The sequence below is a fragment of the Syntrophus buswellii genome, assembly GCF_046097065.1.
GTDB classification, from domain to species: domain Bacteria; phylum Desulfobacterota; class Syntrophia; order Syntrophales; family Syntrophaceae; genus Syntrophus; species Syntrophus buswellii.
The window spans coordinates 2,971,216-2,996,501 of the sequence record NZ_CP175563.1; the positions used below are offsets into that span (position 1 = coordinate 2,971,216).

General features: G+C 55.3%; 23 protein-coding genes. 14 read left to right on the plus strand and 9 right to left on the minus strand.

Annotated elements, in window-relative coordinates; genetic code table 11:
- The first annotated feature begins 108 nt into the window (after positions 1-108).
- From ACJ77P_RS13375 to ACJ77P_RS13405, 7 genes are all read left to right on the plus strand, one after another.
- A complete protein-coding gene (locus ACJ77P_RS13375) occupies positions 109-678 on the plus strand; it encodes an FmdE family protein (protein WP_367359974.1) in 570 nt (189 codons plus the stop codon).
- 279 nt (positions 679-957) lie between these two features.
- Entirely contained in the window at positions 958-1,842 is an 885-nt protein-coding gene (locus ACJ77P_RS13380) for a formate dehydrogenase accessory protein FdhE (protein ID WP_408998524.1), read from the plus strand.
- Positions 1,843-2,144: 302 nt separating this feature from the next.
- Entirely contained in the window at positions 2,145-5,213 is a 3,069-nt protein-coding gene (gene fdnG, locus ACJ77P_RS13385; RefSeq protein WP_367359976.1) for a formate dehydrogenase-N subunit alpha, read from the plus strand.
- A 10-nt stretch (positions 5,214-5,223) separates the two neighbouring features.
- Entirely contained in the window at positions 5,224-6,021 is a 798-nt protein-coding gene (locus ACJ77P_RS13390; protein WP_367359977.1) for a 4Fe-4S dicluster domain-containing protein, read from the plus strand.
- A 2-nt stretch (positions 6,022-6,023) separates the two neighbouring features.
- Positions 6,024-6,695, plus strand: coding sequence for a formate dehydrogenase subunit gamma (locus ACJ77P_RS13395; protein WP_367359978.1), 672 nt, complete (start codon positions 6,024-6,026; stop codon positions 6,693-6,695).
- Positions 6,696-7,086: 391 nt separating this feature from the next.
- Positions 7,087-9,126: an acetate--CoA ligase family protein gene (locus ACJ77P_RS13400; protein ID WP_367359979.1), complete on the plus strand. Its 2,040-nt coding sequence runs from the start codon at positions 7,087-7,089 to the stop codon at positions 9,124-9,126.
- 65 nt (positions 9,127-9,191) lie between these two features.
- Positions 9,192-9,356, plus strand: coding sequence for a hypothetical protein (locus tag ACJ77P_RS13405; protein WP_408998525.1), 165 nt, complete (start codon positions 9,192-9,194; stop codon positions 9,354-9,356).
- On the opposite strand, the gene ACJ77P_RS13410 is transcribed toward ACJ77P_RS13405, so the two are convergent.
- The gene (locus ACJ77P_RS13410; RefSeq protein WP_408998526.1) at positions 9,317-10,276 is read right to left on the minus strand and encodes a hypothetical protein; all 960 of its coding nucleotides are present in this window, start codon (positions 10,274-10,276) and stop codon (positions 9,317-9,319) included. The two genes, ACJ77P_RS13405 and ACJ77P_RS13410, sit on opposite strands and share 40 nt — an antisense overlap.
- Positions 10,277-10,687: 411 nt before the next feature.
- On the opposite strand from ACJ77P_RS13410, the gene aroF reads away from it, so the two are divergent.
- Positions 10,688-11,512 carry a 3-deoxy-7-phosphoheptulonate synthase gene (gene aroF / locus ACJ77P_RS13415; RefSeq protein ID WP_408998527.1) on the plus strand — a complete coding sequence of 275 codons (825 nt, stop codon included), beginning with the start codon at positions 10,688-10,690 and terminating at the stop codon, positions 11,510-11,512.
- The gene (gene pheA / locus ACJ77P_RS13420; protein WP_367359983.1) at positions 11,499-12,563 is read left to right on the plus strand and encodes a prephenate dehydratase; all 1,065 of its coding nucleotides are present in this window, start codon (positions 11,499-11,501) and stop codon (positions 12,561-12,563) included. Before aroF ends, pheA begins: the two co-directional genes overlap by 14 nt.
- Positions 12,564-12,636: 73 nt before the next feature.
- Here the strand turns inward: pheA and ACJ77P_RS13425 are convergent, their stop codons facing one another.
- From ACJ77P_RS13425 to ACJ77P_RS13440, 4 genes are all read right to left on the minus strand, one after another.
- A complete protein-coding gene (locus tag ACJ77P_RS13425) occupies positions 12,637-14,409 on the minus strand; it encodes a DEAD/DEAH box helicase (protein ID WP_408998528.1) in 1,773 nt (590 codons plus the stop codon).
- A gap of 248 nt (positions 14,410-14,657) precedes the next feature.
- The gene (locus tag ACJ77P_RS13430; RefSeq protein WP_093883538.1) at positions 14,658-14,858 is read right to left on the minus strand and encodes a cold-shock protein; all 201 of its coding nucleotides are present in this window, start codon (positions 14,856-14,858) and stop codon (positions 14,658-14,660) included.
- Positions 14,859-15,099: 241 nt separating this feature from the next.
- Positions 15,100-16,746: a methyl-accepting chemotaxis protein gene (locus tag ACJ77P_RS13435; protein WP_408998529.1), complete on the minus strand. Its 1,647-nt coding sequence runs from the start codon at positions 16,744-16,746 to the stop codon at positions 15,100-15,102.
- 469 nt (positions 16,747-17,215) lie between these two features.
- Entirely contained in the window at positions 17,216-17,449 is a 234-nt protein-coding gene (locus ACJ77P_RS13440; protein WP_367359985.1) for a DUF3343 domain-containing protein, read from the minus strand.
- A gap of 181 nt (positions 17,450-17,630) precedes the next feature.
- Here ACJ77P_RS13440 and ACJ77P_RS13445 point away from each other — a divergent pair, with 181 nt between their 5' ends.
- Positions 17,631-18,398 (plus strand): DsbA family protein, encoded by a 768-nt coding sequence (locus ACJ77P_RS13445; RefSeq protein WP_408998530.1) that lies wholly within the window; start codon positions 17,631-17,633, stop codon positions 18,396-18,398.
- Positions 18,399-18,500: 102 nt separating this feature from the next.
- Here ACJ77P_RS13445 and mutM read toward each other — a convergent pair whose 3' ends face one another.
- On the minus strand, positions 18,501-19,280 hold the full coding sequence (mutM, locus tag ACJ77P_RS13450; protein ID WP_367359987.1) for a bifunctional DNA-formamidopyrimidine glycosylase/DNA-(apurinic or apyrimidinic site) lyase: 780 nt from the start codon (positions 19,278-19,280) through the stop codon (positions 18,501-18,503).
- Positions 19,281-19,696: 416 nt separating this feature from the next.
- Between mutM and ACJ77P_RS13455 the strand changes: the two genes are divergently transcribed.
- Together ACJ77P_RS13455 and ACJ77P_RS13460 are read left to right on the plus strand one after the other, a co-directional pair.
- A complete protein-coding gene (locus tag ACJ77P_RS13455; protein WP_367359988.1) occupies positions 19,697-20,317 on the plus strand; it encodes a DUF47 domain-containing protein in 621 nt (206 codons plus the stop codon).
- Positions 20,310-21,311: an inorganic phosphate transporter gene (locus ACJ77P_RS13460; RefSeq protein WP_367359989.1), complete on the plus strand. Its 1,002-nt coding sequence runs from the start codon at positions 20,310-20,312 to the stop codon at positions 21,309-21,311. Before ACJ77P_RS13455 ends, ACJ77P_RS13460 begins: the two co-directional genes overlap by 8 nt.
- Before the next feature lie 104 nt (positions 21,312-21,415).
- On the opposite strand, the gene ACJ77P_RS13465 is transcribed toward ACJ77P_RS13460, so the two are convergent.
- Complete coding sequence (locus tag ACJ77P_RS13465; RefSeq protein ID WP_408998531.1) at positions 21,416-21,826, minus strand: hypothetical protein; 411 nt, start codon at positions 21,824-21,826, stop codon at positions 21,416-21,418.
- Positions 21,827-22,285: 459 nt separating this feature from the next.
- On the opposite strand from ACJ77P_RS13465, the gene ACJ77P_RS13470 reads away from it, so the two are divergent.
- Positions 22,286-22,612, plus strand: coding sequence for a hypothetical protein (locus tag ACJ77P_RS13470; RefSeq protein ID WP_408998532.1), 327 nt, complete (start codon positions 22,286-22,288; stop codon positions 22,610-22,612).
- 184 nt (positions 22,613-22,796) lie between these two features.
- Entirely contained in the window at positions 22,797-22,952 is a 156-nt protein-coding gene (locus tag ACJ77P_RS13475; protein WP_367359992.1) for a hypothetical protein, read from the plus strand.
- 298 nt (positions 22,953-23,250) lie between these two features.
- Here the strand turns inward: ACJ77P_RS13475 and ACJ77P_RS13480 are convergent, their stop codons facing one another.
- Together ACJ77P_RS13480 and ACJ77P_RS13485 are read right to left on the minus strand one after the other, a co-directional pair.
- Positions 23,251-23,973, minus strand: a complete 723-nt coding sequence (locus tag ACJ77P_RS13480; RefSeq protein WP_367359993.1) for a hypothetical protein — start codon at positions 23,971-23,973, stop codon at positions 23,251-23,253.
- Between the two features lie 265 nt (positions 23,974-24,238).
- Positions 24,239-25,249 (minus strand): biotin--[acetyl-CoA-carboxylase] ligase, encoded by a 1,011-nt coding sequence (locus ACJ77P_RS13485; RefSeq protein ID WP_408998533.1) that lies wholly within the window; start codon positions 25,247-25,249, stop codon positions 24,239-24,241.
- Positions 25,250-25,286 lie beyond the last annotated feature (37 nt).

Below are 25,286 nucleotides of genomic sequence, written 5' to 3' on the forward strand. Positions count from 1 at the left end.
TTCATCTTGACATTATGGGATCCAGAACATAGTGTTAATTGAACCCTTTATACAGCCTGAGGGATTGCGGTCTTTGGAGACGTTATACGCTAAGGAGAAAACAACACCATGAGTTCGAAAATTATGTCTTACTCTTATGATGAATATTTTGAAATCGTAAGGTCCTTTCACGGCTCCCCCGCCCCCGGCGTCCTTATCGGGGGATTCATGGTGGACCTTGCGGTAAAAAATCTACCCGAGGGGATCCTTTACGATGCCCTCTGCGAAACAAAAACCTGCCTCCCCGATGCGATACAGCTTCTGACCCCCTGTACCACCGGCAACGGGTGGCTCACGGTCCTTCCCCTTGGGCGCTATGCGCTCAGCCTTTATGACAAGTATACCGGGGAAGGGGTTCGGGTGTTTCTGGATGTGAATAAAATGGAGCCCTGGCAGGAGGTTCGAAACTGGTTCATGAAGATAAAACCCAAGAAGGAACAGGATTCCGACAGGCTTTACCGAGAAATCCGGGAAGCCGGACAGGATCTGCTCAGCCTGCGGCGTATTCAGATCAAACCGGATTTCATCCAGGAGAAGAAAAAAGGAAAGGTTGCCCTGTGCCCTAAATGCGGCGAGTCCTATCCCGTCAGCGACGGGGACCTCTGCCTCGGCTGCCAGGGATCGGATCCATATCGTTAGATCAACGGACGCCCCGCCCCGTGCAGCATGGGGCGGGGCGCACCTCCCCCCTTTTGATCATGCGAGATCAAAAGTCGCCAATCACCGTCCTCCTTTGAGCTTCAGAATCACACGCCAACCGCCCTGGCTAAAAAGCCAGGCCCACTGCCGGACAGGTCGAACGTCCACCCCGACAGAGTCAGGGTGTTTTTCCGGCCCGATATGTCGATAAAGACACATATCCCTTGACACCGGCCTCTTCCTTCCGATACAGAAGAAGCAAAAAACGAAGGGTGCACTATGATGAAAGACAGGAGCGGCAGCATCAGGAGATTTGAAGAAATAATCGATCGGGAGGTAGAAAGGCACCCCCACAACCAGCCTCTCCTTGAAGCTTTCCGCCCTTTGATTTTAACGAGAAACCGCCTCCTGGAAGAGTTGGAGCTGGAGGAAAATCCTCCTTTTCAGATCGACGAGATCCGCTTTCAGGGAGGAGTACCGGCCATCGAGCAGCACCCTTTGCTTTTGGAAAGTGATCCCTGGGAGGATCTTGTCCGCTCCCTGATCCCGGCTTTTCAGAAGGGCTTTCCCGATCTGAAGGAAGATCTGGACCGCCTGGAAAAGGCCCTTTCCGAAGGGGTGCTTGCCCTTTCGGACTATTTCACGGGAAATCGTGACGGACAGCAGAACCTTCTCTCCGCCTGGGGCGGCACCCTTTCGATTGCCGCACCGCGAATCGGTTTTATTCTGAATTCCGCCTCCAGAATTGTCCTGGAAAAGAGGGCGCTGAAGATCGCCGAGCGGATCCAGGGGCTCAAATGGGAAAAAGGCTATTGCCCCATCTGCGGCTCTTTCCCTTCTCTGGCCGTCATTGGAGAAAAGATCGGCGAACGTCGGCTCCACTGCTCGCGCTGCGGGCACCTGTGGCGTTTCAGCCGGGTGGTCTGCCCTTATTGCGAATATGAAGGACAGGAGGGGATGGATTTTTTCCTGATTGAAGAAAGACCACAGGAAGCGGCCTTCACGTGCGATTCCTGTCAACGTTATCTTGTTACCCTGTACCGGGTCAGTGATCTGCACGACCGCGACCTGGACGTTTCAGCCCTTGGCCTCACCCATATCGACGTGATCATGCAGGAAAAGAATTTTGCCCCCATGACCGTCACCGATTGGAATGTTTTTTAGAACCGTTCGGTAAAAGGTTCCCGGTTGATGCCAGAACTCTCCGCCCGCCCTGTTGACGGTGACAGATCTCACCGGAATTTCTTCAGAATGCGCAGGAAAGAACGCCCTCATTTTTTCCATCACGGACATCTAGCAACCGTTCCAGAAATCCTCCTTCCGTCATCTCTCTTGTATTGTATTTTTTATAACATATGAATTTCCATGACAAAATGTGAGTTTTTTCCTTGACGCTGGAAGGAAAAAAACATAGGTATACCACGCGTGACATAGGTCAATTTTGGCATATTCATAAGGAGGTAGATATGGACATCACAAGGAGAGGTTTCTTGCACTTGTCCGGCGCTGTAGGATCAGGCATTGCCTTATCCACCCTGGGCATCAACCTGAAACCCACCAGAGCTTACGCAGATGAGCTCAACAAGATGAACCGGGTCAAGGCGGCAAAACAGGTAACAACGATCTGCTGTTACTGTTCCGTCGGCTGCGGACTCGTCTGCAGTGTGGACAAGATGACCGGAAAAATTTTCAACATTGAAGGGGACGCCGACCACCCCATCAACGAAGGGTCCCTGTGCGCCAAGGGTGCGGGCTTCTTCGACCTGACAGAGGCGAACAAGCACCGCCTCACAAAAGTCCTGTACCGGGCTCCCATGAGCGACAAGTGGGAGGAGAAGGATTGGGACTGGACGCTCAAACGGATCGCCCGCCTGGTGAAGGACACCCGGGATGCCGGCTTTGTCAAGACCAACGCCAAGGGCGAGGTTGTCAACCGATGTGAAACCATCGGCCATCTGGGCAGCTCCAACGTGGACAATGAAGAGTGCTGGCTCATGAGCGTCAAGTGCAGGGCGCTGGGGCTCGTCTACATCGACCACCAGGCCCGGGTCTGACACAGCCCATCGGTAGCGGCTCTGGGAGAGTCGTTCGGACGCGGTTCCATGACGAACCATTATTGTGACATCAAGAACAGCGACTGCATCCTCATTATGGGAAGCAATGCTGCGGAGCATCACCCCATCGCTTTCAAGTGGATCCTCCGGGCCAGGGAACTGAACGGGGCAAAAATCATCCACGTCGACCCCCGTTACACCAGGACATCGGCCCGCTGCGATTACCATGTCCCCCTGCGCTCCGGCACGGACATCGCCTTTCTGGGCGGGATGATCCATTACATCATTGAAAACAACAAGTATTTCAAAGACTACGTTGTCAATTATACCAACGCTCCCTTTATTGTAGGACCCGATTTCAATTTCCAGGACGGTCTCTTTTCCGGCTATGATCCGGAAAAGCGGAAGTACAACAAGGACACTTGGGTCCTCGAAAAGGACGACGCGGGCATTCCCAAGCGGGACATGACCCTGAGCGATCCCCGCTGCGTTTTCCAGATGCTGAAGGCGCATTACTCGCGCTACACCCTGGACAAGGTCTCCAGCATTACCGGTGTTTCCAAGGAAAATCTGCTCAAGGTTTACTCCGAATACAGCGCGACGGGTGTCCCGGACAAGGCGGGCACGGAATGTTACGCCCTGGGCTGGACCCACCATACCGTTGGGAGCCAGAATATCCGGACCATGGCCATCATCCAGCTCCTTCTGGGGAATATGGGCATCGCCGGCGGCGGCATCAACGCCCTCCGTGGTGAGCCGAACGTCCAGGGGTCAACGGACCATTGTATCCTCTATGGCAATCTGCCCGGGTACCTGAAGATGCACGTGGCTTCTCTGGATACGCTGGAGAAATATCTCCATAAGTACACACCGGAATCGAAAGACCCGCAATCGGCCAACTATTATTCGAACTATCCCAAGTTTCACGTCAGCTTTCTCAAGTCCATGTTCGATGACAAGGCAACGGCGGAAAACGAATTCGGCTATCCCTGGCTGCCCAAGCTGGATGACGGCGTGGCCTATTCCCTCATGCATCTCTTCGATAAGATGTACGAAGGGAAGGTCAAGGGGCTCTTCTCCGTAGCCAACGACCCGGCGGTCAGTTCCCCGAATGCCGGCAAGGTCCGGAAGGCCCTGGAGAAGCTTGATTGGCTGGTAGGCGAGAACATTTTCAACAACGAGACCTATGAGTTCTGGCGCGGGCCCGGTGTCGATCCCAAAAAGATCAAGACGGAGGTTTTCCTCCTTCCCGCTTCCGCCACCATGGAAAAGGAAGGCAGCCAGAGCAACTCGGGCCGTTGGGTCCAGTGGAAGTACAAGGCGGCCGAGGCCCCCGGCGATGCCATTCCCGTCGGCGAGATGACGCTCAAGATCATGGACGCCGTCAAGGAACTTTATGCCAAGGAGGGCGGCGTTCATCCCGAGCCGATCCTCAACCTCAAGTGGGATTACACCGACAGCAAAGGCCGGTTCGACGCCCTGAAGGTGTCCAAGCAGATCAACGGCTATTTCCTTCAGGACACGGTCATCGAGGATAAGGCGAAGGGAACGACGACAACCTTCAAAAAGGGGCAGCTGGTACCGACCTTCGGCAATCTCCAGGCGGACGGTTCGACCTCTTCAGGCAACTGGATCATGGCGGGGAGCTTCACCGCCGACGGCGAGAACAAGATGATGAAGCGCGGGAAGGAAGATCCGACGGGTCTCGGCCTCTTCCCCAACTGGTCCTTTGCCTGGCCGGTCAACCGGCGGGTTATCTACAACCGGGCCTCCTGCGATATCTATGGGAAGCCTTACAATCCCAAGCGGAAACTTCTGGAATGGGTCGGCGATAAGTGGGTCGGAGATGTCCCCGACGGCCCCTGGCCGCCCATGGCGGATAAGGAGAAGGGGAAATACCCCTTCATCATGAAGACCGATGGCGTGGGCGCATTGTTCGGTCCGGGCATGGTGGAAGGCCCCTTCCCTGAGCACTACGAGCCCCTGGAAGGCCCCCTGACCAAAAACCCCATGTCGAGTCAGCTTATCAATCCGGCCATCGAGATCTTCAAGGGCGAACTCGACAAGGTGGCCAATGCCAGTGAGAAATATCCCTATGTCTGCACGACATACTCCTGCACGGAGCACTGGTGCTCCGGGGCTCTGACCCGATGGCAGGCCTGGCTCCTGGAGGCGATGCCGGAACTCTACATCGAAATCGGCGATCTCCTGGCAAAGGAGAAAGGCATCCAGAACGGGCAGCGGGTGAAGGTTTCCTCCATTCGCGGATCCGTGGAATGCGTTGCCATGGTGACCAAGCGTTTCACGCCCTTCCAGGTGGAAGGAAAGACGGTTCATCAGGTCGGGCTTCCCTTCAATTACGGCTGGCTCTTCCCCAAGGACGGTGGAGACAGCACAAATTTACTGACGCCCACGGTCGGTGACGCCAATACCTTCTGTCCGGAGTACAAGGCGTTCATGGTAAACGTGGAAAGGGCATAGGGGGGAGACGATGAAAACTGAATTCGTAAAACTGATCGATACAACGTTGTGCACCGCCTGCCGCGGTTGCCAGGTGGCCTGCAAGCAGTGGAATGAGATGCCCGGGCTGAGGACGAAACAGTGGGGCAGTTACCAGAATCCGCCGGATCTCCAGTGGAACACCTGGACTCTGATCCGCTTTCAGGAATACGCCCCCAACGAGGGCGACTTCAAGTGGCTCTTCCGGAAGGACGGCTGCATGCACTGCACCGATGCGGCCTGCGTCAAGGTGTGCCCCAGTGGCGCCCTTTATCACACGGAATATGGAACTGTGGGCATCCATCACGATAAGTGCATCGGCTGCAAGTACTGTATTTCCGCCTGTCCCTTTGATGTTCCCCGGTATGACCGGGCGACGGACAAGGTCTATAAATGCGATCTCTGCTACACCCGGCTCCAGGGAGACCAGCAGCCGGCCTGCGTCAAGTCCTGTCCGACCGGAGCCCTGACCATCGGCCCCAAGGACGCCATGATCAAGAAGGCCTATGCCCGGGCGAAGGAACTTGGTGGAGACGCCAACGTCTACGGAGACAAGTTCGTCGGCGGAACCCATGTCATTTATGTGCTGGGTGAAAAGGCTGAGGTTTATGAGGGCCTGCCGAAGAATCCCAGTGTGCCGGTTACCACGGTGCTCTGGAAAGACATTCTGAAACCGCTGAGTCTCCTGGCCGCCGGCGGCGTCGTTGCGGGGTCGTTCCTGCATTATATTATCCACGGACCCAAACTGCCTGATGAAGATCAGGGACAAGATACGAAGGGAGGGGAATAATCATGAGAAAAGGATTAATTCAGGCCACGGACTCCTTTGAACGAATCGTTCACTGGTGTCTGGCCATATCATGCCTGGTGCTGTGTTTCTCGGGACTGGGGATCATGTTCCATTCCCTGAACTTTCTCGGTGAACCCTTCGGCGGACTGAAATCGTTGAAATACATCCACAACATCACCGCCCTCTTTTTTGCCCTTTCTCTCTTCTTCGCCATAGGCATGTGGTGGAAAGAGGCGGGGATCTTTGTTTTCCCGGAGGACATGGATTGGATCAAGTCCGCGGGCGGTTATCTCTGGCATGTCGATCAGGTTCCCGAGGTGGGAAAGTACAATCCCGGCCAGAAGATGTTCTTCCTGGTGGTGGCGCTTGGCGGGGCGGCCATGGTCTTTTCAGGTCTGATCATGCTCTTTCCCCTGAGCATTCCGGCCATGATCGTCCGGCTGATGTACCTGCTCCACGCCGCCGGGTTTGTGGCGATTTTCGCCTTTTTCTTCATCCACCTCTACCTTGGAACGGTAGGATCTCCCGGATCGCTGCCGGCCATGACCACGGGCTGGGTGACGAGAGCCTGGCTTAAAAAGCAGCATCCCAAGTGGCTAAAGGAGATGGAGGAACACGGGACGCTGGTGGTCTACGGCGAAGAAAAGCAGGAAGGGCACGGGCACGGTCATTAAGACAGGACCGGCAACATAAAATAAGGGTGCTTCACCCGATATGCATAAAAGGCAGAGTCATGTCCAATGGCTCTGCCTTTTTGCGTGGAGTCAGAACCACCCGAATATTTATGAACATGGCGCAATGAGGGATGGGATGGGCGGGGCTTGGAACAAACCGACCATTCAAGAAAGGGCCTTGACAATCTTTCTTCGCAAGCCTAGAATTTGAGGTGTATTTTTTGATGTATTGCAGGTAAATTCACACAGTTGACTTGTTGCCGGTTTGATATCGCGTCTCGAACGGATCCTCCTGCCATTCCTCTTCGCTCACCAACCCGCACGGAGGCGTAGAAGGGCGCACAGGTTTTTTCCTCAATCTTCTCTTAACCGCAGAAAGCATGGTGAACTCATGCATGCCTTGGAACCTCTCTTCAATCCAAAATCCATTGCCGTCATCGGCGCTTCGTCCGACGAATACAAGGCCGGATATCAAGTCCTGTTTTCGCTGAAGGATTTTCCCGGAAGGCTTTACCCGGTAAATCCGAAGGCCGACACGATTCTCGGATTTCAGGCCTATCCGAGAATTGCAGATATCCCGGAAAAGATCGACCTTGCCGTGCTCACTGTGCCCGCCGCGTCATGTCCCGACGCCATTGAGGAAGCAGGCAGGGCGGGAGCGAAATCCGCACTGATCATCAGCGGGGGCTTCGCGGAATCGGGAGAGGAGGGGAAACGATTGCAGGAGAGGGTTCTGTCTGCGTGCCGGACTTACGGGGTGCGCCTTCTCGGACCGAACACCGCCGGGTTTGCAAATCTTCATTCAACAGTCTCCGCCAATTTTCTTCCCTGGATCATGAAGATGAAGCGCGGCGGGATCGGCCTCGTTTCGCAGAGCGGGGCGATGACCTTCACGATCGCATCGCTTCTCTACGGCCGCAAGCTGGGACTCAGCATCGCCACGGGGACAGGCAACGGAGCCGATGTGGATACCGCCGACGCCGTTGACTACCTGGCTCAGCATTCGGAGACGAAGGTCATTCTCCTTTATTTCGAAGGAACTCCGAACGGCCGCCGGCTCTATGAGGCCGTAAAGAATACGGTAAAGAGCAAGCCCGTGGTCGTGCTCACGGTTGGAAAGGCGGATGTGGCCGACTTCGCCGCTTCCCACACGGGAAACCTGATGGGTTCATACGCCCTGAAATGCGCCGCCCTTTCGCAGGCCGGAGCGGTCATAGCGGATACGGTCGACGATCTTCTCGATGCCGCCGCGCTCCTGTCGCGCGTCAGGCTCGAACCAGGCCGTGAGCCCGGCGTGGGGCTGCTCACAGGCCAGGCCGGGCCCGGCATGGTCATCACCGATTACCTGAGGAGCAGGGGCGTCGTGCTGCCCGAACTGGGGCAAAGCGCCGTGGAGAAGATCAAAAAGCTTCTCCCCATGAGCTATATCAAGAACCCTGTGGATACGACAAGACCCGGGCCTTCTTTCAAGGATATTTTCCTCGCGATGGCCGAGGATCCTTCCATCGATGTTCTGATCATTTTCGCCATTTACGAACCTGCGGTTATTGACCCGATCGAACTGTTCACCACCATTCGCGACAGAACGAACAAACCGGTTCTTTTCGCAACAGCAGGCTTTCCTGAAGCCGTGGCCGAGGCGGTGGAAGCAGTCGAGCAAATGGGGGTCCCCGTCTTCACCTCCCCGGACAGCGTGTCCAGGGCGGTGACGGCGCTGGTCCGTGATTCAAAGGCGGCATACCGAGAAACGGGCGCAGCGGAAGAAGAATCCCCGGGGGAAATCCGATTCGCAGGCAAGGTTCTCACCGAAGCGGAGGGCAAGGACATCTTGAACGGAATCGGCATCGCAACACCGGAAAGGGCGGTCTGCTCCAATCACGATGAAGCGCGGCAGGCTTTCAGAAGGCTGAGAAAACCCTGCGCCGTCAAGGTGCTGGACAGCCGCATTACCCATAAGACCGAGGTCGGCGGCGTGCATCTGGATATTTACGGGGAGGATGAACTGGTGAAGGCCCTGGAGCTGATCGATGCGATAGGCAAAGAAGGTGAGAGCCCGAGGAAATACCTCATCGAAGAAATGGCGGAAAAGGGAGTCGAAATCATCATCGGAGCCAAGAACGACGCCAGCTTCGGCCCAAGCGTCCTGGCAGGGATGGGCGGCATTGCCGCCGAAGCCATGGGCGACACGAGCATCAGGCTTGCGCCGCTGAACCTTGAAGAGGCAAAGTCCATGCTGTACGAGCTGAAGGGCGGAAGACTCCTGGAAGGATGGCGCGGAGCGGCTCCCGCGGACATTGAGCGCGCTGCCGAGGCCATCGTGAAAATCGGCGGGCTGATCTCTTCACACCCTGAGATCAGGGAAATCGATCTCAATCCCGTGCGCGTTTACAAAAAAGGGATTCTCGCCCTTGACGCCCTGTTTGTCATATGATCACGGAAAGCCCTGCCCGTTCCCCGGGATCGCGGCAGATCGATCATCGGAACGCCAGGTGACCCGTGGGTTTCAAGCGCTCTTCCCGGATCGGGTACGTCGCCGTTGAGAATGTTCTGGTCCTGGATTACAGCGGCAATCCGACGCTGGACGGCCGTCTGTTCAAAGGGCGAAGTGAGCGGACTCCGCTTCAGGGCGCCCCGGGAAGCAGGCGGATGATCCCGCCGTAGTTTTCATCGTCCGTTCCCACAAAGATCTGCCTGCGGCCCTCTTTGGTTTCGCGGACGGCGATGCTCTCGACTTTCAATCCGTCCAGGGTTGCCAACCGTTTTTCCCCGCCCAGCTCGACCGTCGGATTGCCTTCTTGATCGGCAAGGACCCTCCCGATCTGCCATACCACACTGCGGAACGGGCCGTCATCGATTCCAGGATCGCTGGCGGACGCGCTGTAGATGAAGCCCTCGCCGTCAACCGCCAGAGCAACGATGGGCCGGGTATTGATTCCGACGGGGTCTTCCGCGTGATACGTGACCTCCTTGAATGGCCCGAACAGGATTGGATCCAGGGAAAGTTTCGCCCAGCGGATTTTTGTGGACAGCAGGCCGCCGGCACGCTCCGCGTAAAGGAAAACCAGTTGCTGCCCGACCTGGCAGACCTCGGTAGCCTCGACATTTTCGACGGGAACGGGCCAGGATGCGTAAGACTCGATGGTCAGCGCCCCCCCATGATATCGTGCAAAGAAGATCCGCCGGGCCTCTTCGCCTGCCTGGCCGCTTTCAACCAGCAGAAAGCCCCTTCCACCCGGAATGCGGCTGACGCTCTCCAGATCACTGGCGGAGCCGCCGGGTCCGGGAAATTTCAACTCCGGAGATTTCCAGGTGACCCCCTTGGTCTCGGATCTGGGAAGGCGGACAATGCTGACCCGGGGCAGTGCATTCTTCTCCCGACCGCCTTTGGTATCGTGAACGCCAAGAAACAGATCGTCCTCGATCCAGGCCAGTCCGCTCAGATCAAGCAGGGTTGCCGTGCCGACGATCCCCTGGGGCCGAGCCGAGGTCATTGCGCAACCCGTCAGCAGGATCAGGACGCCCAGCAAAACGATGGCGAAACAGATCTTCCGGCCATGCCTTTTGGTGTTACGTGCATTCATCTTGAGGCTCCTTCCGGTTCCGGCCCGATCGGCCGGGCTGGTCTCAGGCTTGAGATTTCCTCAAGAAAGATGAAGAGGATCCCTCCTCCCTGAGATAAAAACACCATCCCTTATTTCGGATATTATAAGAAAAGAAGCCCTGAAAAGTCAATGGCATCGCAGAGATAGATATCCGGGCATAAGCCGATCAACGGCGCAGGGCAGAGGAGCCGTCCTGACGAGGGAAATTTCAGTTGTTGGTGAAAACTAAACATGGTATTTAATAAAATTAATAAATCGTCCGGTTTTCATTATAGGAAACAGGAACTGGAGCCATCTCGATTCCGCTGCCGCCTTTGAAAGACAGCCGGTGAGAACACGAAAGAACTCCGGGTCCTTCCTGACTTCCGGTCTTGAATAGAGGAAATTTCAATGGAAAATCTGAAACTAGTGGCCGGGCTCGGCAAGGAGCGAAGTAAAATCCAGGTGGGGAATGCCGTGTTCGGTGAAAGCCTGGTTATCATAGCAGGACCATGCAGCGTGGAGAGCGACGACCAGATCATGGAAACGGCGCTGGCTGTCAAGGCAGCCGGGGCCGACATCCTCCGCGGCGGCGCGTTCAAGCCCAGGACTTCGCCTTACGCCTTCCAGGGGCTGGGGCTGCAGGGCTTAAAATATCTTGCCAAAGCGGGAGAAGCCACGGGTCTGCCGGTGATCACCGAGGTGCTGGATACCCGTGATGTTTCCTGGGTTGCGGAATTCGCCCAGATGCTGCAGATCGGCGCCCGGAACATGCAGAATTTCTCGCTGCTGAAGGAAGTGGGGAAATGCCAGCGGCCGGTTCTGCTGAAACGAGGCATGTACTCCACTTTGGAGGAATGGCTCAATTGCGCCGAATACATCATGAACGAGGGAAATCCTCAGGTTGTACTCTGCGAGCGGGGGATCCGCACCTTCGAAACCTACACGAGGAACACACTCGATCTTAGCGCTGTTCCAGCGGTCAAGGAAATCAGCCATCTGCCGGTAATCACGGACCCCACCCACGGCACGGGAAAAGTCAGCCTCATCAAACCCATGTGCCTGGCCTCCGTCGCGGCCGGGGCCGACGGAATCACACTGGAAGTCCACCGGAATCCACCGGAAGCCCTCAGTGACAAGGATCAGGCGCTGACCCACGGCGAGTTTGACGAAATCGTAAAGGAAGTCAGACTCCTGGAACGCTATATGAAGGAGAAAAAAGATGCACTTAGCTGAAATACGGGCCGAAATCGATCAGACGGATATGCAGATAGTCAAGCTCATCAACCAGCGCATGGAATACGTGTTGAGGACCGGCAAACTCAAGCAGTTCATCCTGGACCCTGCCCGCGAGGAGCAGGTTTTAAAACAGATGCTGTCCCAGGCCCGTGGGCTGATCCGCCCGGAATTCATTACGGAGCTTTATCAGTCGATCATCTCGGAAAGCAAACTGCTGCAGGAGCGAAACCTTAAGCTGGTGGGCTTTCAGGGAGAGCACGGGGCCTGGGGCGAGTTGGCCGTCCGCCGCTATGCCGAAGACATGATCCCCATTCCCTGCATGGAATTCGCCCATGTGTTCGAGGGGGTGCGGGACAAGGAGCTGGACTTTGGGATGGTGCCGGTGGAAAATTCCCTGGAAGGCGCCGTGACCGAAGTCAACGACATCCTGGTAGAGACGGAGCTTAACATCGCCGGCGAGGTCGTGGTTCCCGTTCGCCAATGCCTCCTGGCCCTGCCCGGTACCGACTACCGGGAGATCAAGGTGGTTTATTCCCACCCCCAGGCCCTGGCGCAGTGCCGCAGCTTCCTGTCGCGAAACAAACTGGAGCCGCGCCCCTTTTACGACACGGCCGGCGCGGCGCGCTGGCTGTCCCAGGAGCGGCCGAGTTCCACAGCGGTCATCGCCAGTCCGATTGCCGCAGAACTCTATGGTCTGGACGTCATCAAGGAAGATATCGGGGACAACACGGATAATTTTACCCGCTTTCTCCTGATCTCCCGGGAGCCCAGTGCCACTCCCGGAAATAAATGCTCACTGGTCTTTTCCACGCAGCATCGGGCCGGTGCCCTTTTCGAAGTCCTGCAGGTGTTCGCCGAAAATGAGATCAACCTTACGCGAATCGAATCCCGGCCCATCCGCCGGAATCCCGGCGCCTATGCGTTTCTTCTGGATTTTCTGGGAAGGGAGGATGATCCGGTCGTTCAAAAAGCGCTGGGAAGGATTCGGGAAATGACGCCCATGTCCCGGATCTTGGGCTATTATCCCGAAGCCGCACCGGCCCGGTAAATTGAACCGGCTTTCCCGGGCGAGAAGGTGCCAGAGGCTCAGGCGTTGGCGAGTGAACGGATTGCCGATGCGCTCAGCTCAGGTGGCATCCGCGATGCCGCCCTGTCGTCTCCCTGGGCGCGAATCGGTGCTCGCCTTCAGGCAGGACTCTCCGGACTTTTCCATCCTGCTTCGTGCGGCTTGAATCGTAAGGCTGCTTTTCGGCCTTGCGTCCAACGCTGTTTCTCCGGTCAATCTCTATGGTGACAGGCCGTCCGTTGGCCGTTAACGTCCGCAGGGCCTGCGCCATCTTCCGGGCAAATCGGCTGTCAGCCGTCAGGACGGAGGTGTTGTTCATCACTTCGATTCCGTCCAGGCGAAGCTGCGGTATCCCCATGGCATGAGACAGATCGCGCATCAGGCCTTTCTGGCTGATGCCGTCTTTCTTTCCGGCATTGATCAGAAAGCGGGTTGATTTCCTGTGAACCGGTGAAGACGATTTTCCGGCCTCCCGAATCTTTTTCTTAACGGTCACCTTTTCGACGACATTCAAGTCCGGTGCGTTCCGGTAAGACGCCAGAAAACGGTTAAATTCCATAGAAACAAAACGTTTGATCAGTTCCTCCCGGTCGAGGGTTTCCAGGGTCCTGGAGATAACGGGCAGAAAGGGGTCGATCTGTTCCGGATCGATCTCGGCCTGCTTGACGGCCTCCATGTGGCTGAGGAGCCTTTTTTTACAGATCTCATGACCGGAAGGAATGCGGCCTTCCTCGAAATTCTTCTTGAGACTCCGCTCGATGCCCCGGAGTTTGTACTTTTCCCGCACACCGATCAGGGCGACGGAAATACCCGCCTTTCCCGCACGGCCTGTGCGGCCGCTCCGGTGCGTATAGCCTGAAGGCTCGTCCGGGAGACTGTAATGAATCACATGGGTCAGATCGTTGACATCCAGCCCCCTGGCCGCCACATCCGTGGCCACCAGCATCCGGATATTTCTGCTGCGGAATTTGTGCATCACGTGGTCCCGCTGGCTCTGGGAAAGCTCACCATGGAGGGCATCGGCGCTGTAGCCATCCTCGATCAACTTTTCAACGATGTCGCGCGTCTCCAGCCGCGTCCGGCAAAAAATGATCCCGTAGAGATCCGGGGTCATATCGGCAATGCGCCTCAGGGCCTGGTAACGGTACCGGTCTGACACGACATAATAGACGTGATGGACATTTTCCGCCCCGGCATTGCGGCGGCCAACGGTGATTTCAACGGGATCTTTCATGTAATCCGATGCAATCCCGGCTACTTCACCCGACATGGTCGCAGAAAAGAGCAGGGTGTTTTTTGAATCGGGTGTTTCAGCCAGAATCGCGTTCAGCTCTTCCCTGAAACCCATCTGCAGCATCTCATCCGCTTCGTCCAGGACAACCCAGTTCAGGGCGGAAAGATCGACGGACTGCCGGCGGATCAGATCATAAAGGCGCCCCGGAGTGGCCACGATGATCTGCGCCCCTTTTTGAAGTTCATGAATTTGATGAACAATGCTCGCCCCGCCGTAAACCGAAGTGATTCTCAGGCCCGGAACGTACCGACCTATCAGGTTCAGATCTCCAGTCACCTGAACACAGAGCTCACGGGTCGGGCACAGGACCAGAGCCTGGGTCTGCTTTCTCCGCACATCCGTCAACTGGATCAGCGGTATGCCGAAGGCAGCCGTCTTCCCCGTTCCTGTTTGCGCAAGTCCGACCACGTCGACCTGCTGCTTCAGGAGAATTGGAATAACCTTTTCCTGCACCGGCGTCGGAAGAGAAAAACCCAGCCCGTCCAACCCTTTAAGAATATCGGCCTTCAGCTCAAGCTCATCAAATGTCTTCATATCTTCTTCTATGTAACAATCCCTTTCACAAAATCCCGGCGGACGGAAACAAAGCGATTCCGCTCTACACAACAGGGGACAAGGCTTAGCACCTTGTCCCCTGTTTGAGTTCAATCAGCTCTTTTTTCCGGCCGTCCTTCTCGGGCTAACGATGTCGGCGTTCCATACGGCTCCCTGGCGCAGACGGCCTGAGCCTGTCGCCGCCTCCTTCTCGCCGGCCTTGTTATCCCCTGAAGCTCAACCCGATATTACAGTAATTCAACATTGTCCGCCGCGGGACCCTTGTTGCCCTTGACAACATCGAACCTGACTCTGGCTCCCTCCTCGAGGGCCTTGTAACCATCCATTTTGATAGCGGAAAAATGAACGAATACGTCATTTCCATTGTCCTGTGCGATAAAACCAAACCCCTTGGACGCGTTGAACCATTTTACTGTTCCTTCTGACATCTTTAACAACTCCTTTTTGTGGTTTTCTTCCTGAAAACCCATTCAATTAATTAGGTCCGCATGGTCCGTAGACCACTCGAACCGGCAGCACCCGCTTTACCCAACAAAAAAACCGCACGCCCTCGCCTGAGGATTGTGCGGTTCTCTTTAATGGATTTTATTTAATATAAAACGGACACTGCACAAACATGAGAGCTTCTACCATAGTCGAAACCGGGATGCAACTATTTTTTTAACCTTTTTAAAAATCTTTGAATCCCTCGTCTTCCATGGGAAGAATCTCTTCGGGAGAAACCGCGCGGGTTCTTCCCGAAGCCAATAGCTTCCGGCCCTTCAAATCAGGTTTGAAATTGGACAGGACGGCCCGTTTGGCGCCGCTTCGGCCCGAACGGCCAGACCGGTCCGTCTGCAAAAGAGCCCTTGATGCGCCTCTTCCACCGGCAGACGTTACCGCATGGCTGGAGCCTCCTACAATCTGGACCAGCTCTGCAACGTAGCCCTTCATCTGCTCAGCCTGAGCGTTCAGTTCCTCTGATGCACTGGCGGATTCTTCCGCATTGGCCGCAGTGCGCTGCGTGACTTTGTCCATCTCCGCAACGGCGATGTTGACCTGGGAAATGCCATGGGACTGCTCCGAAGTGGCAGCCGCAATTTCGTCGACCAGGTCTTTGATCTTGCTGGCCACAGCCATCTGGTCCTTGAACGCATTCTGGGTCTGCTGGGTGGATTCATTCCCTCTCTGAATGGCCTTGATGGTGTTTTCAATGAGACTGCTGGTGTTTTTCGCAGCATCGGCGGATCTCATCGCCAGATTTCTGACCTCTTCGGCCACCACGGCGAAACCGGCGCCCGCCTCGCCTGCCCGGGCCGCTTCCACCGCGGCATTCAAGGCCAGAAGATTGGTCTGGAATGCGATTTCATCAATGGTCTTGATGATTTTATTCGTTTCTTCACTGGACTTGACCACCTCCGAAACGGCGCCAACCAGGTTCTCCAGCTGCTCTCTGGTGTGGGCCTGATACTTGCCCACTTCCTCCATCAAAGATCTGGCCTGACTGGCGTTATCGGCATTCTGCTTGGTCATTGAAGACATCTCTTCCAGTGAAGAGGAAGTTTCCTCCAGGGAAGCCGCCTGCTCTGAAGACCCTTCCGCCAGGATCTGGCTGGAAGATGCGACCTGCGATGACGCAGCGGACACCTGTTCCGCTCCGTCTGAAAGTCCCGAAACGACCTGGTTGATCGGGCGCGTAATGGAAACGGAGATCAACAGACCGAGCCCTACGGCCAGGACCATGCCCAGAATGGTGATGATACCGGCCAGCCACACCGCACGGTTGGCAATTCTGCTGTTGTCCTCCGCTCGTTGCTTTGCCTGCTTCATCTCCCCTTCATTGAGCTTTTCCAGATCGCCTGTGATGGCTTGACCCAGCGGGTTTGCCACCTGAATTACGGCCATGGCTTCATCTCTCTTGCCCGCTGCCGCCAGCCCCACCATTTTATCGCAGTTGACAAGATACTGCTCGTGATTCTTCTTGATCCTGTTGACAAGATCCCGTTCCTGATCGCTTGTAACCGTCTTTTCATAGTTATCGATCAGCCCTTTGATTTTTGTATCCATTTCCTTGACCGTTCCAAGCACCGAGCTGATGTCCTTATCCAGGGCAAACCTGTTCACCAGGCTATAGATCATCACAACCCGCAGATTCATATAGGCCTCATTGACCTTGCCGATCATACCCAGCCCAACGGTATTTTCCTGATACAGCGCCGTATCGGCATTTTCTATCTTTTTGATCTGCGTAATTCCGATCAGCCCGATGACCAGTGCAATCAATGCCACCACCACGAACCCGCCAGTCAATTTGGCACTTAATCTCATCCCTTTCACGCCTTACCTCCTGAATTTCTCTTGTTATTAGATGATTAAACCCATATCTTGGCACACGAACCCGACAGCCTGATGTTCCTCTGACGCAGTCAATAACCGTGCCATGGCCACCCTTTTGTGGGGGACTGTTAAGGCAAATTAAATGCCATAGATTGAGAACAGGGGAAAAACAGGGGTGAAATGCAAAAAAGGGAAAGTCACAGGCGGACAGGGAACGATCAGGGACCAGGGCATCGGAGGATCACACAGATTCACGGAGACTTTTTTGTCGTCGGCAGGCATAACCAGATTTTGACGGGCACCGTCCTTTTTATGCTTTTTCCAGTTCCGGCATTCGAGACAGCCGGATGGCCGCGGCGGTGTATCCCGTCTCTTTCCTGCGTATTCCAGAACCCTTCGGCCTCTCATCTTGGCCGGATCATCGATCGACGGAACGGGATGCCGCCGCAGGAAACGGCACTTCGCCTGCTCAAAGAGGCCGGATGGCAACGAACTCCACGGTGCCTTTCAAGGCATCGGCAACCTGCTGATGGAACCGGGAAGGGAAACGGATACAAAAACCGCAATCAGAACTGATGTGGCGGGGAACAGGTATCAGCTTGAAAGGGATGTTTCCTGATATCATTATTTTTTCCGCTTTCAGAGCATGACTGACGGAATCGAACAGAACCACCTCATAAACTTCTGTCATCATATTGTCCATGACGCGCTCTGCCGGATGTGCCGCCGGCTCTCCGGCATAAACGCCTCATCAAAAAAAGACTTTTTCCCGCCGCTGGGAAAAAGGGGGCGGTTTTTTGCATTTTACAATATGGGGAACCGGGCTATCACGAGCAACACGTTCCCGGAATACCGCCACAGCTCCGACCAAGGAGGAAGCCATCTTGTCGGCGTCATCAGAAATGCAAACCCTGTATCGTTACCTGCTGACCATCATCAGGATCTTCAATTCTGATGTCCCAGGCCTTGCATCGCGCAACCGATACTGCCGGAAAACCCTTTCCTATACAAGGGCAAAAGCGGCTGTCCCCCGCCTTTCATCGGGCAGGATGATGGCGCTCCTCTTGACCGTGGCGGGATATCTTGCGATCAGCGTCGCTTTTCCCTGCCGGGTGTCAGCGGCCGGCGGCCTTGAGAAGCCCGGGCTCCCCTCCATAGGGTCCGGATTATACGAACTTTACATCTTTACCGATTATTTCTGCGGCCCCTGTCAGACCCTGGAAGAGGAGTTGGATTCCACCCTGCAGGAGTTGATTAAAAGGAACGCCGTTAAAATTCATTTTGTCGATCTTCCCATTCACAGGGAGACGGTTCTGTTCAACCGCTATTTTCTTTACGCCGCCTGCGCCTCGGGTTCCAGCAGGAACGTTCTCAGAGCCCGGCGGGAGCTGTTTTCCCTTGCTGAACACCAGGATACCGTCGACGAACAGAAAATCGTCCGCAGATTCGAACAACGCAACATCCCCTTCAAAGTCTACGACTTAAAGCCCGTATATCCCGAATTCAACCACATCATCAGGCAGTTTAATGTCCATTCGACACCCACGTGCGTCATCAAATTCAACCCCGCCGACATCCGCAGCTACAGTGGAGTTTCCCGAATCAGGCAGGGCATGGCCGTGCTGCTTGCCGCGACGGCCGCGTCGAAATAACCCGGCCTGGATCGTTACACGGTCAAAACCCTTGCAACGTTTGTTTTCTCCATACGATACCCGCCTTCTTGTGTAAACCGGGGACAGATCCTCTTCAGGAAATCACATCTGGCATCCCGGGCAGAACCATGTTCCCCGCCCCAGAAGCCGCTCCCTGTGGACTAGTTCCCCGCACCGGTGGCACTTCTGCCCTTCACGGCCGTAGACAAGAAGCTCCTTCTGATATTCACCCTTGTTGCCAAAGAGATCACGCCAGTCGGAGATGGACGTCCCCCGGCAGTCAATGGCTTTTGTCAGGACCGCCCCAATCGCCTTTTCAACATTCCGCCAGTCGTCGGGCGAGAGGCCGGCTGTCTCGCGCCGGGGGCTCAATCCCGCCCGGTAGAGAATTTCACAGGCATAGATGTTCCCTATTCCCCGGATGATCCCCTGATCCATCAGAAAAGACTTCAGCGGACGCCTTCTTTTACAGCCCTTTGCGATCAAGGTTTCAGCGCATCGGGAAGCCAGCGCGTCAACAGCCCCGTCGTGCCCTTCTCCCCCCCCCGCCAGCGACAGGGTGGCAAAACGCCGGGGGTCCACGATAACCACCTGGTGAGAGTACAAATCGAAGACAAGGCGACAATGCATCGGCAGCGCTGCCTCCTTTTCCTGCCAGAGCAGCCGCCCTGTCATTCTCAGGTGAATTTCCAGCCTCCTCCCGTCATCCAGCCCGATGACGATCCATTTTCCCCTCCGCGTCACGGAAATCACCTGCTGCCCCTTCACATGTTCAGGCAGTTGCAGCCTGCTGTCCAGGATGGATATCCCCGCGATCCTTGAAGAGACAATTTTCGATCGCAACTGTCGGCAGAGGGTTTCAACTTCGGGAAGTTCAGGCATAAGGCGGCTCTTTTCCGACTCTGACGTCTCGATTTTCGATCCGATCCGTGTCTATTCTCCTGCTGTTCGGGGGCAGGCAGCGCAACGATGCGACACGCAGCGTATTGCCTGGACACGGTCGTCGTTCTTTGGTAAAAATATCAGTAATATCAAAGGTCTGATATTAACATTATCATATCATGTTCCCTAAGTCTTGGCAATGGTGAAGGCCGCGGAGCATTTGGTCATCCGGCCGCCCTGACGTCCGGCCGGATGCCGGGAGGGATCAGGTGTAGGATTTCCAGGGATTCACCATGAGCATCCCATGGATAAAACAGTTGCTTTTTGTGCGTTTATTTTATAGAGCACTGACGGCGAAAGTTGTCGCCTCATACTCAACGCCGTGTCGACGACTTCAGGGAAGGAGAAAGCACCGGATGAGAATAATCCCTCGAGAAGAAAAGTTTTTCGATCTTTTCGAAGAGCTGGCGGTCAAGATCGAAGAGGGCGGTCTTCTGTTCATGGATATCCTGGAAAATTATGACCAGGCGGAACCCAAGATTGTCCGGCTCAAAGAAATCGAACACGAGGCCGACGTCATCACGCACCGGACCTATGAGAAAATGCACCGGACCTTTCTCACCCCTCTCGATCGGGAAGATATTTATGCCCTCGTCAACAAGATGGACAGCATTCTGGATATCACCGAAGCCTGTGCCATTCGAATGTCCCTTTACCGGATCAGGGAGCCGGCCCCGGAGCTGAAGGAACAAACCCGCATCCTCAACAAAGCGATTTCCAAGGTGAAGGAGGTCGTCCACGCCCTGAGGAACATGAAAAATGCCCGGATGATCATCGACGCCTGTGTGGCTATCAACACGGCGGAGAATGAAGGTGATGTCGTTCTGAGAACGGCCGTCACCAGGCTGTTCGAACATGAAAAGGATGTGGTCGAACTGATCAAGTGGAAGGAAATTTTTGAACGGATTGAAGAAGCCATCGACACCTGCGAAGATGTGTCCAATATTGCCGAGGGAATAGTCCTGAAAAATGCTTGATTCTCTTGCCTTTGTCATTTTTCTGGTTGCAGTGGCCCTGGTCTTTGACTTTATCAACGGCTTTCATGACTCCGCAAACTCCATTGCAACCATCGTCTCCACTCAGGTGCTTCCTCCAAAATACGCCGTCATCTGGGCGGCCTTTTTCAATTTTGCCGCAGTCTTCTTTATCGGTGTCCCCGTCGCCAAAACCATCGGCACCGGCATCATTCACCCGGACATCATCGATAACCTCTTGATTTTTTCCGCTTTGGGCGCCGCCATTATCTGGAACCTCATCACCTGGTATTTCGGACTGCCCAGCAGTTCCTCCCACGCGCTGATCGGGGGACTGATCGGCGCCGGCATGGTCAAGGGCGGTTCATCGGTCCTGGTCTGGTCGGGAATCACCAAGGCAACGATTTTTATTGTCGTTTCCCCCATGATCGGTATGATCCTGGGGCTTGCGCTGATGATCCTCGTCCTTAACCTGAGCCGACGGTCCAACCCATCCAAGCTGGACCATATCTTCCGCAAATTGCAGCTCTTCTCCGCAGCCACCTACAGCCTGGGGCACGGTATGAATGACGCCCAGAAAACCATGGGCATCATCGCCATGGTGCTTTTCGGCAAGGGACTGCTGGGGCCGACCTTTTACATTCCTTTCTGGGTCGTGTTTCTCTGCTATTTCGTCATTGCCATGGGAACAGTTTCCGGCGGCTGGCGGATCGTAAAGACCATGGGCACACGGATCACCAAGCTTCGTCCCATGGGCGGGTTCTGTGCGGAAACGGCGGCGGCCATATCCATTATCGGGGCCTCGCTCGCCGGCATTCCGGTCAGCACCACCCATACCATAACGGGGGCGATCGTCGGCGTCGGCTCCACGATCCGTCTCACCGCAGTCCGCTGGGGCATCGCCGGAAACATCATCTGGGCCTGGATTCTGACGATCCCCGTATCTTCCTTCATCTCCGCCTTGCTTTACTTTATCCTGAAACCCTTCCTCCAATAAGACAAGCCCCCTCTTCAACCGCACTCTCGGCGCTGTCAAATCCTCGACAGAACCTTCAAGGGACAGAGGGCCCTTCGGTCTGAACATGGCCCTACTCCAGAACGTCAAGATCCTGGTAGAGCTGTTCGCACATATGACAGACGGACTGCATGAGCGAGGTAATAATCGGCCCCGGCATGAAACCTGAAAAACCGAAGAACGATCGTCGTAACGACCATGATCAGGCCCCACAGCATGGGCCCTTCAATGCCGACGATCCAGAAGGCCAACGCGCCCAGCATCCCCTGCAATCCACCGATCAGCAGAGTGACCTTGCGTGTTGATTTGGCTGTAATGATGAATCTGTCAAAGAGCATCCACTCCTGCTGGTTGCCCAGGGGAAGGAGTCGAATGGTTATCTCCAGGAGTTTTCCCCCGCCCCGGATGAAAAAGAAGAGGATGCGGAGCATTACGGCGGACCTGAAGCGGCGAAGCTGCAATCTTCGAAACGGGCTGGACCCAATCGCTGCGTGCATAAAGAAGAAAATCGGGAAAGAAGCTGGCATTGTAATTGCTAATCAATAAGGAAAGGCAAACATTCAAAGGGGAGCTCGGAGATGAAAGACGTTACAGAACGGCCGGGAAACAGACGCTTCCAGTAATTCTGGCCATAACATCGCTGCCACCCGCAAGCATCCGACGCTTCTCCTTCCACCTGGCCTGATAGTTTCCTGAGATCGATTGAGCGCTCACGAAATGACTCGGAACCTGCCGGACATGATCATCAGGACATCGCCTGGGTTCCTTTGAACCAATATAGACAGCCACTCTTTGGATTTTTCTCCACCCGGAGGAACAGTTCATAGAACGCTATAACATTCAGGATACTCCAAGCCAGACCATGTCGTCAACATGGCTATGGAAATCCGGGCCGTGAAACCGAGTGATTGTGTCACAGGCGGAAGCGACCCGGAATCCATACCCTTCATTTTCCCATGAAAGCAGATGATTTTGAGACCATTTTCAATGCAGATCCTTCAACCCGGTCAGGGGCCTTCCGCCTGTGGGTTGCCGTCATGCTGGATGCGGTCCTGACGCTCAAAGGAGAACGGCCGGGATCAAGAGAACTGGCGGAATCCTTTATTTTCGACAGGGGAAACGTTTTTCTGGAGCTCATCTGCGGCGTCATGAACATTGAGCCGTCACAATTCCGGAAGCATCTTAAACAGGAGATCCTGGCTTCTAAGCGGATAGCGATCTGGCGTAGTCAGACCGAGCAGAAGCTGCAGGTTCAGTCCTTGTCTGACAGGACGGGAATATAACCGGCGGCTGAAGCCAAAGGGCGCTTGGCGGGAATCAACGAAATCTTCTTTTCCGGCTCCTGCGGACCGGAGACGTCCATGCCGGACAGGAACAAGCCAAACCGGCCCTCGCATTAACCTCTTGACATCACGCATGGATCCGATATTCTGAATCCATTCAAAACGTGTCGTTGGGGGTAAAAGGATGGACAAAGAGGATCTGGAGGTCGTGCTTAAGCTGCTGGAAGAGAACGGTCTGATGGAGGCCCTTGCGGATTGCAGGAAACAGGGGATCGATCCAAGGGAAATCGTCTGCGACTTGATTGCCAAGTCGGAAGAGCTGGAAGAAATGGAATGGTGATCACCGGATTTCAGCCGAAAAGTCAGCACGTGATGAAGGCGGAATCGTATTGACAGGACCAAGCGGGTGAATGGGACGTCATCATCGTTTAGATTGGACGCCGCGACGTATCAACCGTTTTCGGAAATACGGCTATTGAGATGACTCAGCGGCCAGAAAGCAACGGATAAACAAGGCGGGCGGAAACGTCCGCCTTGTTTATCCGGACACCACTCGAAAGCGGCCATCCGGAAGGGGGAGAAACAGACCGGGCAGGATCATCACCGGTGGGCCCTCCCGCCCTTTCAACCACCCTTCGTTATTTCCGGAATCTTTTCCTGATCGCCAGAAGGCCGGCCAATCCGGGGGCAAAGAGAAGGAAGGCACCGGGAAGCGGCACGGGATTGGCGGTAACCTGCAGATTCTCGATGGCCCACGATTCGTCGGTGCTGCCCTGCCACCCGCTCCCGCTGGCAAAGAATTCGATGCTCAGGGTGGATGAGCTATGGGCCATCGAAAGAAGCGATTCGGGACCCATGTCGAAGGCGCGGTCTGCCCAGCCGGAAAATCCCCGATTATACATCGTTCCAAGCTCCATTCCTCCGTAAGTGATGCTTCCACTCGCGATGGCCGCGGTGATCTGGAGAACAGGGGTCCCGTCAATTTTCACATTGAACCAGTCCGGTGAAACGGAGCCGTTGCTGCTGTCCCAGGAATCAATGAAGGCGAAGAGAAAATTGACGTCGATCGAAGTGTGGGCGGGCAGGTTGCTCAGCGTCAGCACCGTACTTCCCGCTGGGTTTCCCGTAGTCGTATTGCGGAGGAAATTCCCAGAAAAGCCGTCGGCACTGTAGCCCTGCACGCCTTCCGTGGTAACGATACCCGACAAACCTCCCGCAACACCCCCATAAAAGGATTCCGCCCCGTCGAAATCGTTCGAGTAAACCACCAGGGGCGCCGCGCCGGCCATTGAAACGATTCCGAAAAGCAATCCAGCGGCAAGCAGGAACATCATGCGCATGTGGCATCTCATTCCTTTCATAAACAGACCCTCCTTTAAATTAAAAAATGACATCTTTTTTTCCAAAAAGCCGTTGCCGATTCTTCATGCCATGAAACCCGCATGAACCTCAATCTCATAACGTTTTTATAATGGGGCGGATAAAATAAATCAATCAGGTAAACATGGTATTTTTTCTAAGGATTCCTCGTAAGGATTACGCCAAAAGCACAACCGCGAAAATTTTTTCGGGTTTCCGATGACGTGGAGGATCTGCTGTCGCGTGAAGCTGGCTCTTCAGCCTCCATCAGGACGTCAACAGGGTGACATCTCCCGAGAAGATCCTCTGGAGGGTGCCGTCGGGTTCCTTAAGGATCAGAACGCCGTGTTCGTCCACTTCCTGGACTTCTCCGGTGTACCGCCGGCCCGGAAGATCAACGGCGATCCGGTTGCCCACAATGTCCGCCAGAATTTTCCAGCGCGACAGGATGGTATTGAAATGGCCCTGGCAGAAGAGGGTGTAGATTTTTTCAAGCTCCTCCAGCCAGGCCCTGAGCAGGAAAATCCGAGGAAATGGCTTCCCTTGCTCGATGAGAACGGAGGTTGCCGGCATGCGGAGGCCGGGAGGAAATGATTCCCGGGGTATATTGACATTCAGACCCAATCCGATAACGGCAAAATCCAAGGAGTCCATCTCTGTTCCGATTTCTGTGAGGATTCCAGCCAGCTTCCGACCGTTCACCAGAATGTCGTTGGGCCACTTGATGCGGACCGTCAGACCGGTCCGGTTCTGTACCGCATCGGCGGCCGCCACGGCCGCCATCAGCGTCAGCTTCGGGGCTTCACTGAGGGGAAGATGGGGGCGGAGGATGACGGTGGCGTAAATTCCCTGGCCGGGCGGCGAAAACCAGACCCTCCCCCGGCGGCCCCGGCCCTGGGACTGCCCTTCGGCGATTACCAGGGCGCCCTCCGGCGCACCGTCGTAGGCCAGCGTCTTGGCCTGGTTGTTGGTGTTGTCCGTTTCCTGAAAATGAAAAATCGGCTTCTGACCGATAAGGCTCGTGTCGAGGCCCTCCCGGATCTCGCCAGCCAGGAGGCAGTCGGGGATTCTGCGCAGGGCATACCCTTTGCGCGGGGATGATTCAATATCATATCCCTCCCCTTTCAGTCTGCTGATGTGCTTCCAGATTGCAGAGCGGGAAATCGCCAGCCGGGAACTGACCTTCTCCCCGGAAACAAACCGTCCCTGCTCTTCTTTAAGGTATCGGAGCAACCGTTCCTTGGTGTTCATCGTGGGCGGAATATCATTGAGGCCCATATTTGTCAACCCGTTTCCAATTACCGGTTGACAAAGC

What these genes read in the sequence shown, in the direction of transcription:
- ACJ77P_RS13430 (WP_093883538.1), bottom strand. Translation starts at nt 14,858, where the DNA reads ATGTCAGAAGGAACAGTAAAATGGTTCAACGCGTCCAAGGGGTTTGGT.
- ACJ77P_RS13475 (WP_367359992.1), top strand. Translation starts at nt 22,797, where the DNA reads ATGGACAAAGAGGATCTGGAGGTCGTGCTTAAGCTGCTGGAAGAGAAC.
- ACJ77P_RS13470 (WP_408998532.1), top strand. Translation starts at nt 22,286, where the DNA reads ATGAAAGCAGATGATTTTGAGACCATTTTCAATGCAGATCCTTCAACC.
- ACJ77P_RS13485 (WP_408998533.1), bottom strand. Translation starts at nt 25,249, where the DNA reads ATGGGCCTCAATGATATTCCGCCCACGATGAACACCAAGGAACGGTTG.
- ACJ77P_RS13455 (WP_367359988.1), top strand. Translation starts at nt 19,697, where the DNA reads ATGAGAATAATCCCTCGAGAAGAAAAGTTTTTCGATCTTTTCGAAGAG.
- ACJ77P_RS13390 (WP_367359977.1), top strand. Translation starts at nt 5,224, where the DNA reads ATGAAAACTGAATTCGTAAAACTGATCGATACAACGTTGTGCACCGCC.
- ACJ77P_RS13425 (WP_408998528.1), bottom strand. Translation starts at nt 14,409, where the DNA reads ATGAAGACATTTGATGAGCTTGAGCTGAAGGCCGATATTCTTAAAGGG.
- ACJ77P_RS13410 (WP_408998526.1), bottom strand. Translation starts at nt 10,276, where the DNA reads ATGAATGCACGTAACACCAAAAGGCATGGCCGGAAGATCTGTTTCGCC.
- ACJ77P_RS13465 (WP_408998531.1), bottom strand. Translation starts at nt 21,826, where the DNA reads ATGCACGCAGCGATTGGGTCCAGCCCGTTTCGAAGATTGCAGCTTCGC.
- ACJ77P_RS13400 (WP_367359979.1), top strand. Translation starts at nt 7,087, where the DNA reads ATGCATGCCTTGGAACCTCTCTTCAATCCAAAATCCATTGCCGTCATC.
- ACJ77P_RS13395 (WP_367359978.1), top strand. Translation starts at nt 6,024, where the DNA reads ATGAGAAAAGGATTAATTCAGGCCACGGACTCCTTTGAACGAATCGTT.
- ACJ77P_RS13380 (WP_408998524.1), top strand. Translation starts at nt 958, where the DNA reads ATGATGAAAGACAGGAGCGGCAGCATCAGGAGATTTGAAGAAATAATC.
- mutM (WP_367359987.1), bottom strand. Translation starts at nt 19,280, where the DNA reads ATGCCTGAACTTCCCGAAGTTGAAACCCTCTGCCGACAGTTGCGATCG.
- ACJ77P_RS13440 (WP_367359985.1), bottom strand. Translation starts at nt 17,449, where the DNA reads ATGGACAATATGATGACAGAAGTTTATGAGGTGGTTCTGTTCGATTCC.
- pheA (WP_367359983.1), top strand. Translation starts at nt 11,499, where the DNA reads ATGCACTTAGCTGAAATACGGGCCGAAATCGATCAGACGGATATGCAG.
- ACJ77P_RS13480 (WP_367359993.1), bottom strand. Translation starts at nt 23,973, where the DNA reads ATGAAAGGAATGAGATGCCACATGCGCATGATGTTCCTGCTTGCCGCT.
- ACJ77P_RS13375 (WP_367359974.1), top strand. Translation starts at nt 109, where the DNA reads ATGAGTTCGAAAATTATGTCTTACTCTTATGATGAATATTTTGAAATC.
- aroF (WP_408998527.1), top strand. Translation starts at nt 10,688, where the DNA reads ATGGAAAATCTGAAACTAGTGGCCGGGCTCGGCAAGGAGCGAAGTAAA.
- ACJ77P_RS13460 (WP_367359989.1), top strand. Translation starts at nt 20,310, where the DNA reads ATGCTTGATTCTCTTGCCTTTGTCATTTTTCTGGTTGCAGTGGCCCTG.